Source organism: Nocardia salmonicida (assembly GCF_036142455.1).
GTDB lineage: Bacteria > Actinomycetota > Actinomycetes > Mycobacteriales > Mycobacteriaceae > Nocardia > Nocardia salmonicida.
The window spans coordinates 7,140,142-7,153,388 of record NZ_CP108014.1 but is presented as its reverse complement, the minus strand read 5'-3'; the positions used below and the strand labels follow the sequence as shown (position 1 = coordinate 7,153,388).

The 13,247-nt window shown below is 66.4% G+C and carries 15 protein-coding genes; 11 read left to right on the top strand and 4 right to left on the bottom strand.

What is annotated here, in order from left to right:
• Positions 1 to 63 precede the first annotated feature (63 nt).
• Genes OHS03_RS33340 through OHS03_RS33320 form a run of 5 tightly spaced genes read left to right on the top strand, consistent with a single transcriptional unit; the run spans position 64 to position 3,500 of the window.
• Entirely contained in the window at positions 64 to 393 is a 330-nt protein-coding gene (locus tag OHS03_RS33340; RefSeq protein WP_328659492.1) for a hypothetical protein, read from the top strand.
• Entirely contained in the window at positions 390 to 1,541 is a 1,152-nt protein-coding gene (locus OHS03_RS33335) for a C40 family peptidase (protein WP_328659490.1), read from the top strand. The genes OHS03_RS33340 and OHS03_RS33335 overlap by 4 nt, the downstream gene beginning before the upstream one ends.
• Entirely contained in the window at positions 1,538 to 1,891 is a 354-nt protein-coding gene (locus OHS03_RS33330) for a hypothetical protein (protein WP_056818092.1), read from the top strand. Before OHS03_RS33335 ends, OHS03_RS33330 begins: the two co-directional genes overlap by 4 nt.
• Positions 1,888 to 2,247, top strand: coding sequence for a YbaB/EbfC family nucleoid-associated protein (locus OHS03_RS33325; RefSeq protein ID WP_056818094.1), 360 nt, complete (start codon positions 1,888 to 1,890; stop codon positions 2,245 to 2,247). The genes OHS03_RS33330 and OHS03_RS33325 overlap by 4 nt, the downstream gene beginning before the upstream one ends.
• Positions 2,248 to 2,261: 14 nt before the next feature.
• Positions 2,262 to 3,500 carry a SatS C-terminal domain-containing protein gene (locus OHS03_RS33320; protein WP_328659488.1) on the top strand — a complete coding sequence of 413 codons (1,239 nt, stop codon included), beginning with the start codon at positions 2,262 to 2,264 and terminating at the stop codon, positions 3,498 to 3,500.
• 50 nt (positions 3,501 to 3,550) lie between these two features.
• On the opposite strand, the gene OHS03_RS33315 is transcribed toward OHS03_RS33320, so the two are convergent.
• From OHS03_RS33315 to OHS03_RS33305, 3 genes are all read right to left on the bottom strand, one after another.
• Positions 3,551 to 4,648, bottom strand: coding sequence for an adenosine deaminase (locus OHS03_RS33315; protein ID WP_328659486.1), 1,098 nt, complete (start codon positions 4,646 to 4,648; stop codon positions 3,551 to 3,553).
• Between the two features lie 128 nt (positions 4,649 to 4,776).
• On the bottom strand, positions 4,777 to 6,063 hold the full coding sequence (locus OHS03_RS33310; RefSeq protein WP_328659484.1) for a thymidine phosphorylase: 1,287 nt from the start codon (positions 6,061 to 6,063) through the stop codon (positions 4,777 to 4,779).
• Between the two features lie 27 nt (positions 6,064 to 6,090).
• Positions 6,091 to 6,492, bottom strand: a complete 402-nt coding sequence (locus tag OHS03_RS33305) for a cytidine deaminase (protein ID WP_328659483.1) — start codon at positions 6,490 to 6,492, stop codon at positions 6,091 to 6,093.
• A 290-nt stretch (positions 6,493 to 6,782) separates the two neighbouring features.
• Between OHS03_RS33305 and sdhC the strand changes: the two genes are divergently transcribed.
• From sdhC to OHS03_RS33280, 5 genes are all read left to right on the top strand, one after another.
• On the top strand, positions 6,783 to 7,187 hold the full coding sequence (gene sdhC / locus OHS03_RS33300) for a succinate dehydrogenase, cytochrome b556 subunit (RefSeq protein ID WP_328659481.1): 405 nt from the start codon (positions 6,783 to 6,785) through the stop codon (positions 7,185 to 7,187).
• Position 7,188: 1 nt separating this feature from the next.
• Complete coding sequence (locus OHS03_RS33295; protein ID WP_328659479.1) at positions 7,189 to 7,623, top strand: succinate dehydrogenase hydrophobic membrane anchor subunit; 435 nt, start codon at positions 7,189 to 7,191, stop codon at positions 7,621 to 7,623.
• 34 nt (positions 7,624 to 7,657) lie between these two features.
• The gene (gene sdhA, locus OHS03_RS33290) at positions 7,658 to 9,409 is read left to right on the top strand and encodes a succinate dehydrogenase flavoprotein subunit (RefSeq protein ID WP_056819186.1); all 1,752 of its coding nucleotides are present in this window, start codon (positions 7,658 to 7,660) and stop codon (positions 9,407 to 9,409) included.
• Positions 9,409 to 10,179, top strand: a complete 771-nt coding sequence (locus OHS03_RS33285) for a succinate dehydrogenase iron-sulfur subunit (RefSeq protein ID WP_056818106.1) — start codon at positions 9,409 to 9,411, stop codon at positions 10,177 to 10,179. Before sdhA ends, OHS03_RS33285 begins: the two co-directional genes overlap by 1 nt.
• A 141-nt stretch (positions 10,180 to 10,320) precedes the next feature.
• The gene (locus OHS03_RS33280) at positions 10,321 to 10,830 is read left to right on the top strand and encodes a DoxX family protein (protein WP_328659477.1); all 510 of its coding nucleotides are present in this window, start codon (positions 10,321 to 10,323) and stop codon (positions 10,828 to 10,830) included.
• 80 nt (positions 10,831 to 10,910) lie between these two features.
• Here the strand turns inward: OHS03_RS33280 and OHS03_RS33275 are convergent, their stop codons facing one another.
• On the bottom strand, positions 10,911 to 11,801 hold the full coding sequence (locus OHS03_RS33275) for a fructosamine kinase family protein (protein WP_328659475.1): 891 nt from the start codon (positions 11,799 to 11,801) through the stop codon (positions 10,911 to 10,913).
• A 204-nt stretch (positions 11,802 to 12,005) separates the two neighbouring features.
• Between OHS03_RS33275 and OHS03_RS33270 the strand changes: the two genes are divergently transcribed.
• The gene (locus tag OHS03_RS33270; RefSeq protein ID WP_328659473.1) at positions 12,006 to 13,235 is read left to right on the top strand and encodes a cytochrome P450; all 1,230 of its coding nucleotides are present in this window, start codon (positions 12,006 to 12,008) and stop codon (positions 13,233 to 13,235) included.
• Positions 13,236 to 13,247: the final 12 nt, after the last annotated feature.

Below are 13,247 nucleotides of genomic sequence, written 5' to 3'. Positions count from 1 at the left end.
CGGTGCGTCCAAGATACTGAGTGACGTACTCTGCCCGGGAACTCGAGGATTGGGGGAAGTTCGATGACGAAAATGTCAGCCGATGCCGAGGGCATCGTCGCGTACAGCGCGGCTGCTGAGGTGATGGCCACGGAACTGGCCACCGCGGCGGCTGGTTCGGTTGCCTCCGACCCCACTCTGCTCGGCCCCATCATGGGTCTCATCGGCGGCGATTTCACCGCCGCCTACTCTGCCGCGCACGCCGGCCACGTGGCGGCGATCGCCCAGCTGTCCGCGGTCATGGGAAGCATGGGGCTGGCCACCGCCAGCGCCGCGACAACCCTTGTCGAGACCGATCTGAACAACGCGGCCGGGATCACCGCCACCGCGGGCGATCTCGGTACCGACGCATGATCGACCTCAGCGGACTGGCTCAGCCCCTCCTTGATCTGCTGTCGAGCTTCGGCACCGGCGTGGTCGGCACCGGCGGCGCCTCCGACGGCTTGCGCTCGACCTCGACCAACCTCGACCAGATCTATCAACAGGGTCGCTACAGCATCAACAACGTGAACACCGCGTGGGACGGCCAGGCCGTCGACGCGGCCACGTCCAAGGCGCTGCGCGTGCAGACGTCCTCGGCCACGCTGAGCGACAACGGCACCGAGATGGCGACCGTCGTCGACCAGGCCGCGGCTTACGTGGAGACCGGGCAGAAAGAGCTCGACGGGATCGTCAACTCGTTCCTGTCCCAGGTGTCCGCGCTCAGCCCCACCCTCGGCACACCCGCCGGTCTGACCGCCGTGGTGAGCTCGGCGATCGACCACATCGGTCAGGGCATGGGCGTCGTCGGCCGGGTGCAGGACGAAATGAGCACCCAGACCGCCGCGATCCAGGAACTCACTCCCGCACCGTCGAGCACGTCGCTGGCGAACGTCTCGTCCGGCGCGAGCAACCTCGTGTCCTCGGCGTCGAGTTCCGGTCTGCTCTCGACCGCGGCGAGCACCGGCAGCACGGTGCTCAGCGCCATGGGATCGGGTCTGTCGACGGCGATGGGCGGCAGCAACAGCAGCACCTCGAAGTCGACCTCCACCGGCGGCACGGGCGCAGGCACGGGAACGGGCGGTTCGACGGGGTCGTCGGCCGGTTCGTCGACCGGGTCCGGCACCGGCGTCAAGATCACCCTGCCCGACGGCAGCACGGTCGAGGCACCCAACGAGGAGGCCGCCACCGCGGTCCGCTCGGCCATCGGCGCCGTCGGCACCCCGTACGTCTGGGGCGGCAACGACCCGCAATCGGGCATCGACTGCAGCGGGCTCACCCAGTACGCCTACGGCGAAGCCGGGGTGGAACTTCCCCGCCTCGCGCAGCAACAGCACATCGGACATCCTCAGGTATCCCCCGGTGACCTGATGCCGGGCGATCTGGCCGTGTGGGACGGCCATGTCGCCATGGTCGTCGGCAACGGGCAGCTCGTCGAGGCGGGCGATCCGGTTTCGATCAGTTCCATCCGAACGGAGAACAGTGGCATGGAGTTCTACGGCTTCTACAGGCCCACCGAATGAGCGGCACGCCGATCCCCGAGGTGCCCAATGTGGAGTCCGCGGTCAGCACCAACCGGTCGGGCACGATCTCGGTCCGCGCGACCAGCATGGGTCTGCCGATCGCGATCAAGTTCGAGCGCAGCGAGTACCAGTTCGGCGCCCAGGCGCTGGCCGACGAGATCCTGCGCCTGACCCGGCGCTCGACCATCGCCGCCGCCGCCCGCCTTCGCGAGGTCTACAGCGAGCAGGCGCAGATCCCCGATGAACTGCTCGACAAGATGAACCTGCCCACCCGGCGTCAGGCGGTCGACGAGCTCGATCGCATCGACGACGCCGACACCGGTCAGACGAGTTGGATGAGGCCACTGTGAGTGCGGAAATGGACGCCCTGGTCGCGGGCGTCACCGGAAAGCTCGAGGCGCTCGAAGCGGCACTGTACGGGTTGAAGCAGGTCAACGGGCGTTTCACCACCGAAGACGGGCTGGTCACCGCCGAGGTGAACAGCGAGGGCGCCCTCGTCGCCCTGACACTGGACGAAGGCATCACCACGCTGGCGCCCACCGAGGCCGCCGCGCTCATCCTGGCCGCCTGCAAACAGGCCACCGAGACCGCCGGTGAGGCGCGTTCCAACATCATTGCGACACTGAACGAATCGCTCACCGGACCGAGTGCACAGCCCGACGGGCAATTAGCACCCGGGCCGGATAGTGCCCGGCGCTCGAGCTAGCTAGGCTTCGCGTCATGGCTTCTGGAGACATCGTCCCGATCGAGCTCGGTCTGACCGATGGCGATCTCGTCACCCTGTGGGCACCGCGCTGGCGCGACGGTGACGACGAGTGGGAGGCGTTCCTCGGTCACGAGGACGACCTCTACGGATTCGAGTCCGTTGCGGAGCTGGCGGCGTTCATCCGCACCAACTCCGACAACGACCTCGTCGACCACCCGTCCTGGGCGGTCATCGTCGGTCTTTCGGCCGCTGAGCTGGAGCCGGAGGAGAACTTCAGCTTCGATCTGGTCTCCGTGCCGGAACTGGCCGCGGGCGAACCTGACGTCGATGTCATCGGCGAGCTCGAGGACACCCTGGCGATGGTGCGCAATATCGCCGAGGTGTGCGAGCTCGACGTGGTGACCAAGTTCTTCGGCAACAACCCGGTACTCGGCGCACTGGCCAGCGGGGCGAGCACGTTCGTCGGCCGCGACGGCGAAGAGCTGTGGGACCAGGTCGGCGCCGCGATCGTCAAGGGCTGGGACGGCGTGCTCGACGCGATCGACGGCGTCGTGAGCACCCCCGAGGTCGACGCGGCCGCGGTCGCCGTCGCCGAGGCGGAGCTGCTGGCGGCCGAGGAGAACGAGGTCGACGCCGACGATGTCGCCGAGGAGGAGGAAGAGTTCGAGAACGTCGACCTCACCGCCACCGACGACGACGAAGAGGAGTCCTTCTGGGACGAGGTCGGCATCGACCCCGTCAAGATCGTCACCTCCGACGGCGAGCAGTTCACCCTGCGTTGCTACCTCGACGACGAGCCGATCTTCCTCGGTGACGGCCGCAGCATCACCGTCTTCGCTTCCGAGCGCGCACTGGCCCGCTATCTGGCCGACGATCACGAGCACGAGCTGGCCCGGGTGTCGACCTTCGCCGAGGTGCAGACCGCGGCGGTGGACGGTTCGCTCGAGGTCGAGGTGACCGACGAGAACGTCTACGTGCTCACCGGTCTGGTCGACGATCTGGCCGAGGGGCCGGAGGCGGTCGACATCGAACAGCTCGATCTCGCGGTCGAACTGTTCAGCGACGCCGCCGACTACGCCGATGACGACAGCGTGGAAACCGCTCTCGCGCAGTCGAATCCGCTCGGCTGGTACGTCTCGTACCTGCTCAACCCGGATCCGAACCGGATGGCGCCGAACCCGCCGTACGCGTCGGAGGCCCAGCAGTTCCGCGACCTGCAGCGTGCGTTCGAGGCGCGCCTCGTCAGCGAGTAATTCTCGACAGATCAGGGGTGGCGCCGATGCGGTGCCACCCCTGATTCATGTCAACCGAGCAGTACCGCGTACCCCGGCTTGATCACTTCGTCGATGATCTTCAGCCGGTCCGGGAACGGGATGAAGGCCGACTTCATGGCGTTGATGGTGAAGCGTTCCAGGTCGCTCCAGCCGTAGCCGAAGGTGTCGACCAGCTTGCTCATCTCCTCGCTCATGGAGGTGTCGCTCATCAGCCGGTTGTCGGTGTTGACGGTGACCCGGAAGCGCAGGCGGGCGAGCAGGTCGAACGGATGCTTGTCCAGCGAGGGCACCGCGCCGGTCTGCACATTCGACGAGGGACACAGTTCCAGCGGCACCCGCATATCGCGCACATAGTTCGCGACCAGGCCGAGCTGCGCGTCCTCGATATCGCCGGGGACACTGATGTCGTCGGTGATCCGCACTCCGTGGCCGAGCCGATCACAGCCGCAGAACGCCAGCGCCTCGTGAATCGACGGCAAGCCGAACGCCTCACCCGCGTGAATCGTGAAGTGCGCGTGATTGGCTCGCAGATACTCGAACGCGTCCAGATGCCGGGTGGGCGGGAATCCCGCCTCGGCGCCCGCGATATCGAACCCGCCGACGCCGCTGTCGCGGAACCGGACGGTGAGCTCCGCGATCTCGCGCGACCTGGCCGCGTGCCGCATCGCCGTGAGCAGACACGTCACCCGGATGGCATTGCCCTGCTCGGCCGCGATCGCCTCACCCTCCCGGAATCCCGCGAGCGTGTGTTCGACGACCTCGTCGAGCGTGAGGCCCTTCTCCAGATGCTGCTCGGGCGCGAACCGCACCTCCGCGTAGACGACCCCGTCGGCCGCGAGGTCGATGGCGCACTCCCGCGCCACCCGACGCAGCCCCTCGGGGGTCTGCATCACCGCGACCGTGTGCGCGAACGTCTCCAGATACCGCTCCAGCGACCCACTGTCGGCGGCGTCGCGGAACCACGCCCCCAGACTCTCGGCATCGGCAGCGGGTAATTCGTCATAGCCGCAGTCCGCGGCCAGCTCTAGCACCGTCGAGGGCCGTAGACCACCGTCGAGGTGATCGTGCAGCAAGGCCTTCGGTGCGCGTCGGATCGAAGCTAGGTCAAGGGGCGCCGGTCCAGTCATGTATAGACGGTAGCGGCCCGCGCCGATCCCGGCAGCGAAGTCCCCACGTGGCAACCGTCTCGTTGATTATCCGTCCCGCAAAGGACTATTGCGGGCCATCCGGCGGGCGCGAATCCCGAGGCTCGCACTCACTCGATCCGCCCGAGCACCAACTCCCCCGGCTTACCGTCGGGCGCGGAATCGATCGTCACCGCGTCGGCGAGAGCAGCCGAAGCCCCGGCGAACGCCTCCGGCGTATCGGTGTGCAGCGTCAGCAACGGCTGCCCCGCCACCACCGAATCCCCCGGTTTGGCATGCATCTCGATGCCGGCTCCCGCCTGGACCTTCTCCCCTTGCCGAGCACGCCCCGCGCCCAGCCGCCACGCCGCGACGCCCACCCCCATCGCGTCGAGCCGAGTCAGCACCCCGCTCGATTCCGCCCGTACGATCTCGCTGTGCCGCGCGACCGGCAGTGCGGCATCCGGGTCCCCGCCCTGCGCCTGAATCATCGCGCGCCAGTGATCCATCGCCCGACCGTCAGCGAGAACATCGGCGGGATCGATCCGCAGCCCCGCCTGCGCGACCATCTCCCGCGCCAGCGTCAACGTCAGCTCGACCACATCCGCAGGCCCCCCACCAGCGAGAACTTCGACCGACTCGGCCACTTCCAGCGCATTGCCCGCGGTGCGCCCGAGCGGTGTATCCATCGCGGTGAGCAGCGCGACGGTCTTCACACCCGCGTCGCGCCCGAGCTCGACCATCGCCGTGGCGAGTTCGCGAGCGCCGTCGAGCGTCTTGAGGAAGGCACCCGAGCCGACCTTCACATCCAGCACCAGCGCCGCCGTCCCCTCGGCGATCTTCTTGCTCATGATCGAACTCGCGATCAACGGAATCGACTCGACCGTCCCGGTCACATCCCGCAGCGCGTAGAGGCGCTTGTCGGCGGGGGCGAGATCGGCGCCCGCGGCGCAGATCACCGCGCCGATCGCCGGGTCGGTCAGGATCTCGCGCATCCGGGGCACCGTCACGTCGGCCTGCCAGCCGGGGATCGCCTCGAGTTTGTCCAGTGTCCCGCCGGTGTGCCCGAGCCCACGCCCCGACAACTGCGGCACCGCCGCCCCGCACGCGGCTACCAGCGGAGCCAACGGGAGGGTGATCTTGTCGCCGACCCCACCGGTCGAATGCTTGTCGACGGTCGGTCGCGGCAGATCGGTGAAGTCCATCCGGGTACCCGACCCGATCATCGCCGCCGTCCACCGCGCGGTCTCGCGCCGGGTCATCCCCCGCCACACGATCGCCATGGCCAGCGCCGACATCTGCTCATCGGCCACGATCCCCCGGGTGAACGCGTCCACCACCCAGTCGATCTGTGCGTCGGACAGCTCTCCGCCGTCGCGCTTGGTAGTAATGACTGAAACCGCATCAAGTGCCGTCATGCCGCCAAGTCTGGCACTGCGATCCGACTACTGCTGTCCGGCTGCCAGGTCATCCGGTCCGAAGGCATAGGGCAGGAGCTCCGACAGCGGCTTCGGGCCCTCGGCGTGATCCACCAGAAGTTCGCCCCCACCGTGCTCGAACAGCAGCTGACGACAGCGCCCGCACGGCATCAGGATTTGGCCCCGAGAATCGGTCACGGAGACGGCGATGAGACGCCCGCCACCCGACACGAATAAGTTACCGACGAGTACACATTCGGCACACAGGGTTAGCCCATATGAGACATTTTCCACATTGCATCCGCTCACAATTCGGCCATCCGCGCTGAGAGCAGCGGCGCCGACCGGGAAACCCGAGTACGGGGCATACGCCGACCCCATAGCGCGAATTGCCATGTCATGCAACGTATTCCAGTCGATTTCGGGCATCGAAAACCTCCAGCGGATCCCGCCGAACACAGGGAAACAGGGGCCGAAACACCAGTATTCGGCATTGGGAAAGGTAAACCTAACTCGCCTGTTTTACGCGCAACGCACGGCACGCCGAATTAGTTCCGCGAAACAGAGGGGATTAGAGTTCAGCGAAGATCGGTTCAGGTTCCCGGCGGCGGGCGAGCGCTCGAGAATACAGCGCAGCCACCTGGGCATTTGCCTCTCCACGCATGCCGGCGTCGGATCTGTGACCGGGTCCATCAACGACGTTGGAGGCACCGCACTCTATGACCACGATAGAAGCTCCGGCTCCGGCCCAGCCGAAGCGGAAGACGCTGTACCGCGGCGACCCCGGCATGTGGTCCTGGGCGCTGCACCGGATCACCGGTGTCACGCTGTTCTTCTTCCTCTTCGTGCACGTGCTGGACACGGCATTGGTCCGGGTCAACCCGGACACCTACGACCACTCGATCGCGATCTACAAGAACCCGGTCGTGGCGTTGATGGAGATGGGTCTCGTCGTCGCCGTCCTGTTCCACGCCCTCAACGGCGTCCGGGTCATTCTGGTCGACTTCTGGTCCCAGGGTCCGCGATTCCAGAAGCAGATGCTGTGGATCGTCCTCACCATCTGGATTCTGGTCTCCGCCGCCGGCATCGGCCGCCAGTTCTTCTACCTGCTGACGGAGCACTGATATGTCTGCACCTGTCCTCGGCAAGTCCTACGATCGCCCGGCCAGCCTCGACTCCCCGCGCTCGCCGCGTGGCAAGTCGAACGGCAACTTCGAGAAGTACGCATGGCTGTTCATGCGCATCTCGGGCCTGTTCCTGATCGTCCTCGTGCTCGGCCACATGTTCATCATGTTGATGATCGACGGTGGCGTGAACCGGCTGAACTTCGCGTTCGTGGCCGGTCGCTGGTCCAGCCCGTTCTGGCAGTTCTGGGACCTGTCGATGCTGTGGCTGGCTCAGCTGCACGGCGGCAACGGCCTGCGCGTCATCATCGACGACTACTCGCGCAAGGACTCCACCCGGTTCTGGCTCAAGACCATTCTCGCGATTTCGATGGTCCTGGTCGTCGCTGTCGGCACGTACGTCATCTTCACCTTCGACCCCAACATCACAGGTTAGGAACAGGCCACCTCGCATGAGTGAATCCCGTCCGATTCAGGAGCATCGCTACGACGTGGTCATCGTCGGCGCCGGTGGCGCGGGCATGCGCGCGGCGATCGAGGCCGGCCCGCGCGCTCGTACCGCGGTCCTGACCAAGCTGTACCCGACCCGTAGCCACACCGGCGCGGCCCAGGGTGGCATGTGCGCCGCGCTGGCCAACGTCGAAGAAGACAACTGGGAATGGCACACCTTCGACACCGTCAAGGGTGGCGACTACCTCGTCGACCAGGACGCCGCGGAGATCATGGCCAAAGAGGCCATCGACGCGGTCATGGACCTGGAGAAGATGGGCCTGCCGTTCAACCGCACGCCCGAGGGCAAGATCGACCAGCGTCGATTCGGTGGCCATACCCGTGACCACGGCAAGGCGCCCGTGCGTCGCGCGTGTTATGCCGCCGACCGCACCGGTCACATGATCCTGCAGACGCTCTACCAGAACTGCGTCAAGCACGACGTCGAGTTCTACAACGAGTTCTACGTGCTCGACCTGGTGATGACCGAGTCCGATCGTGGCCCCGTCGCCACCGGCGTCGTCGCCTACGAGCTGTCGACCGGCGAGATCCACATCTTCCACGCGAAGTCGATCGTGTTCGCCACCGGCGGCTCGGGCCGCATGTACAAGACCACCTCGAACGCGCACACGCTGACCGGTGACGGCATGGCGATCGTGTTCCGCAAGGGCCTGCCGCTCGAGGACATGGAGTTCCACCAGTTCCACCCGACAGGCCTCGCCGGCCTCGGCATCCTCATCTCCGAGGCTGTTCGTGGCGAGGGCGGCATCCTGCGCAACGCTTCCGGCGAGCGCTTCATGGAGCGCTACGCCCCCACCATCAAGGACCTCGCGCCGCGTGACATCGTCGCCCGCTCGATGGTGCTCGAGGTGGCCGAAGGCCGTGGCGCAGGCCCGAACAAGGATTACGTCTACATCGACGTGACCCACCTCGGCGCCGACGTGCTCGAGGAGAAGCTGCCCGACATCACCGAGTTCGCGCGCACCTACCTCGGCGTCGACCCGGTCTCCGAGCTCGTGCCCGTCATGCCGACCTGCCACTACGTGATGGGCGGTATCCCCACCCGCATCCGTGGCGAGGTGCTGCGCAACAACACCGACGTGGTCCCCGGCCTCTACGCCGCCGGCGAGTGCGCCTGCGTGTCGGTGCACGGCGCGAACCGTCTCGGCACCAACTCGCTGCTCGACATCAACGTGTTCGGCCGTCGCGCCGGCATCGCGGCCGCCGAGTACGCCAACCGCACCGAGTTCGTCGAGATGCCGGAGAACCCGTCGCAGATGGTGATGGACTGGCTCGAGCTGATCCTGTCCGATCACGGCAACGAGCGCGTGGCCGACATCCGCACCGAGCTGCAGGCCACGATGGATGCCAACGCGGGTGTGTTCCGCACCGAGGAGACCCTCAAGAAGGTTCTCACCGACATCCACACGCTCAAGGAGCGCTACACCCGGATCACGGTGCAGGACAAGGGCAAGCGCTACAACAGCGACCTGCTCGAGGCCGTCGAGCTGGGCTTCCTGCTCGAGCTGGCCGAGGTCACCGTCGTCGGCGCGCTCAACCGTAAGGAATCGCGTGGCGGCCACGCCCGCGAGGACTACCCGGACCGCGACGACGTGAACTTCATGCGGCACACGATGGCGTACAAGGAGGGGCCGGAGCTGATCTCCGAGATCCGCCTCGACTTCAAGCCGGTGGTGCAGACCCGCTACGAGCCGATGGAGCGTAAGTACTGATGACTGCTGCAGTCGATACCGCAAAGCAGAAGCCGGCGCCGGTGCCCGAGGGCTCGGTCATGGTCACCGTCAAGGTGGCCCGCTTCAACCCGGAGAACGGCGAGGGCGCCTACTGGGATTCGTTCCAGGTGCCGGTCCTGCCGACCGACCGCTTTCTCAACGTGCTCATCTACATCAAGTCCTACCTGGACGGCACCCTCACCTTCCGGCGCTCCTGCGCCCACGGCGTGTGTGGCTCCGACGCCATGCGGATCAACAATGTGAACCGCCTGGCGTGCAAGGTGCTGATGAAGGACCTGCTGCCCAAGGGCGACAAGACCCTCACCATGACCGTCGAGCCGATCCGCGGCCTGCCCGTGGAGAAGGACCTCGTGGTCGACATGGAGCCGTTCTTCGACGCGTTCCGCGCGGTGAAGCCCTACCTGATGACCTCGGGTAACGAGCCCACCCGCGAACAGATCCAGAGCCAGGCCGACCGGGCCCGCTTCGATGACACCACCAAGTGCATCCTGTGCGCCTGCTGCACCACCTCGTGCCCCGTGTACTGGACCGACGGCAGCTACTTCGGCCCGGCCGCGATCGTGAACGCCCACCGCTTCATCTTCGACAGCCGTGACGAAGGCGCCCGCGAGCGCCTCGACATCCTCAACGACGTCGAAGGTGTCTGGCGCTGCCGCACCACCTTCAACTGCACCGACGCGTGCCCCCGTGGCATCGAGGTCACCAAGGCGATCCAGGAAGTCAAGCGGGCCCTGCTCTTCACCCGCTGATCTTTTCCGCTCGGCACAGGCCGTCCACACCGAAAGGTGTGGGCGGCCTTTGTCGTTCGTCGGCACTTGCGGGAATGCCGACAGAATGGATAGTGTTACTATCCATAGTAGATAGTATCAGTATCCATTCTGGGAGTCCTTATGATCACCCTCGTAGCTCTGATCGGCTCGCTCGTCGTCTTCCGAACGCTCGGAGCCCTCGGCGTGACCCGCTTCGCCTCGTGGTCCGTCAGCGCCGCCCACGCACTGGCCGTCATGCTGGTGATGACGGGAACCGCGCACTTCATGCCCGCGAGCGTCACCGTGATGCCTAACTACGCCGACATGGTCGCCATGATCCCGCCCTTCGTCCCGTTCCCCGGCTTCATGGTCCTCGCCAGCGGCGTCCTGGAACTGCTCGCGGCCGTCGGCCTGATCCTCACCCGCACTCGATGGCTGGCAGGCTGGGCCCTGGTCCCCCTGTTCCTCCTGCTACTGCCCGCCAACATCTACGCCGCCCTCAACGACATCCCCTTCGCGGGAGAGCCTGCCTCGCCCCTGTGGCAGCGGATCCCGGAACAGGTCCTGTACATCGGGTTCGCGATCTGGGCCACCCGTTCGGCACCTCGCGTCCTGCCCGCGATGCGGCGACAGGAGCCGTCGCCGATCTGAACACCACACCGGCGAAGGCCATCAGCATCGAATGATGTCGGTGGCCTTCGTTCTGACACAACATGTCCCGTTACGACCAGCTAGCGGTAAGGGTAAGCCGCGTCCAGGACGGCGGTTCGGTAGGAGCGGCCGAAGAGGACGGCGTGGGCCAGCAGGAGGTGGAGTTGGTGGAGGGGGATGCGGGTTTGCCAGTCGGGGGCCAGGGGGTGGACTTCGTTGTAGGCGGCGATGATTCGGGGGAGGTAGGCGGCGCCGCCGAAGAGGGACAGGGTCGACAGGTCCGTTTCGGGGTGGCCTCCGTGGGCGGCGGGGTCGATCAGCCAGGGGGTGTCGGAGGGGCCCCAGAGGATGTTCCCCGGCCAGAGGTCGCCGTGGATTCGGGCAGGGGGTTCGGCGGGGGCTTCGATGTGGATCGATTCGATGGAGCCGGCGTCGGCGGGGTCGAGGGCGCCCGCGTCGACGGCGAGTTTCAGGTATGGCAGGATTCGGCGCTCGCGGTACCAGGTCGGCCAGTCCTGGCCGGGGGTGTTGTCGAGGGGAAGTCCCGCGAGGAAACCTTCGGTGGCAGCGCCGAATTCAGAGGCGCCCGCATCATGGGTGACCGCCAATCCCGCACCGAATCGTTCGGCGGCAGCGGCGGTCGGCTCGGCATGGTCAACCCACTGCATCAACAGCAGCTCGTCGGTCTGCGCGTACAACTCCGGGACCGCGACCCCACCCGCCTCCCGTAGCCAACGAAGCCCTTGCGCTTCCGCCGCGAAAAGCCCGGGCGGAGCGGGCGCGGGCTCGACGGTCGGGGCGGCGGACACCCCGCCGGGCCAGGTCTTCAGGAATAGATGCGTTCCATCGTCGAGCGCGATCCGCTCGGCGACACTGATCGACCCACCCGCGACAGGCGTCGTCCGTAACCGCTGATGAGCGAGAAACGTCGGCAACAGGTGCGGGTTCGCACGCAGAAACGGCAGGTCCACGCCGCCATCTTGCCCAGGACGGCCGGTGGCGGTCGGCGAATCGGGAGATCCCAGGACCGGACCCCACGTCCCGAAACGATCGAACCAGTTTGTGAACAGGTATTACTAAACATTGTTCATAAACAGCATCGACGTGGTTTCATCGTGGAGAACGTGTTCCACATCACGGTGCGACATCCGCGCACCGGATCGAAGGAGACTGCCGTGACCAGCACAAACATCCCCGCGGGATTCGATTTCACCGATCCCGATCTCCTCGCCAGCCGATTGCCGATCGAGGAGTTCGCCGAACTGCGGCGCACCGCTCCGGTCTGGTGGTGCGCGCAGCCCGACCGCGCCAGCGGCTTCGACGACGGCGGGTACTGGGTGGTGTCGACGCTGGCCGACATCAAGGAGATCTCGAAGAATCCGGAGGACTTCTCCTCGCACGAGAACACCGCGATCATCCGGTTCAACGAGGAGACCACCCGCGAGCAGATCGACATGCTCGGCAACATGCTGATGCTGAACCTGGACCCGCCGCAGCACACCAAGATCCGGCGGATCGTGTCGAAGGGCTTCACCCCACGCGCGGTGGAGAACCTGCGGGCGGCGCTCACCGAGCGGGCCGAGCGGATCGTGTGGGAGGCCAAGAAGGCCGGTCGCGGCGACTTCGTCGAGCAGATCGCGTGTGAACTGCCGCTGCAGGCCATCGCCGAGCTGATCGGCGTACCGCAGGAGGACCGCATGAAGCTGTTCGACTGGACCAATCAGATGATCTCCTACGACGATCCGGAGTTCGAGGGCAACCACCACACCGCGACCGCCGAGGTGATGGGCTACGCCTGGAACATGGCCGAACAGCGCCGTGGCTGTCCGGCGGCCGACATCGTCACCCAGCTGGTGAACGCCGACGTCGACGGCGAGCACCTCGGCTCGGACGAATTCGCGTTCTTCGTCATCCTGCTCGCGGTCGCGGGCAACGAGACCACCCGCAATTCGATCACCCACGGCATGAAGGCCTTCGTGGACAACCCGGATCAGTGGGAGCTCTACAAGGAGCAGCGTCCGCGCACCGCGCCCGACGAGATCGTGCGGTGGGCGACGCCGGTGACCGCCTTCCAGCGCACCGCCACGCGCGACCTGGAACTCGGCGGGCAGCAGATCGAGAAGGGCCAGCGCATCGGCTTGTTCTACAGCTCGGCCAATTTCGACGAGCAGGCCTTCGTCGACCCCTTCCGGTTCGACATCCTGCGCAACCCCAACCCGCACGTCGGCTTCGGCGGCACCGGCACCCACTACTGCGTCGGCGCGAATCTGGCCCGCCTGGAGATCGACCTGATGTTCAATGCCATTGCCGACGCGATGCCGAACCTGCGCCAGGTCGCCGAGCCGGTGCGGCTGCGCAGCGGCTGGCTCAACGGCATCAAGCGCTGGGAGGTCGAATACGCTTGAACCGACGTGTGA

Excerpts from the sequence above, each read along its gene's own strand:
- OHS03_RS33340 (WP_328659492.1), top strand. The coding sequence starts at position 64 with ATGACGAAAATGTCAGCCGATGCCGAGGGCATCGTCGCGTACAGCGCG.
- OHS03_RS33335 (WP_328659490.1), top strand. The coding sequence starts at position 390 with ATGATCGACCTCAGCGGACTGGCTCAGCCCCTCCTTGATCTGCTGTCG.
- OHS03_RS33330 (WP_056818092.1), top strand. The coding sequence starts at position 1,538 with ATGAGCGGCACGCCGATCCCCGAGGTGCCCAATGTGGAGTCCGCGGTC.
- OHS03_RS33320 (WP_328659488.1), top strand. The coding sequence starts at position 2,262 with ATGGCTTCTGGAGACATCGTCCCGATCGAGCTCGGTCTGACCGATGGC.
- OHS03_RS33315 (WP_328659486.1), bottom strand. The coding sequence starts at position 4,648 with ATGACTGGACCGGCGCCCCTTGACCTAGCTTCGATCCGACGCGCACCG.
- OHS03_RS33310 (WP_328659484.1), bottom strand. The coding sequence starts at position 6,063 with ATGACGGCACTTGATGCGGTTTCAGTCATTACTACCAAGCGCGACGGC.
- OHS03_RS33305 (WP_328659483.1), bottom strand. The coding sequence starts at position 6,492 with ATGCCCGAAATCGACTGGAATACGTTGCATGACATGGCAATTCGCGCT.
- sdhC (WP_328659481.1), top strand. The coding sequence starts at position 6,783 with ATGACCACGATAGAAGCTCCGGCTCCGGCCCAGCCGAAGCGGAAGACG.
- OHS03_RS33295 (WP_328659479.1), top strand. The coding sequence starts at position 7,189 with ATGTCTGCACCTGTCCTCGGCAAGTCCTACGATCGCCCGGCCAGCCTC.
- OHS03_RS33285 (WP_056818106.1), top strand. The coding sequence starts at position 9,409 with ATGACTGCTGCAGTCGATACCGCAAAGCAGAAGCCGGCGCCGGTGCCC.
- OHS03_RS33280 (WP_328659477.1), top strand. The coding sequence starts at position 10,321 with ATGATCACCCTCGTAGCTCTGATCGGCTCGCTCGTCGTCTTCCGAACG.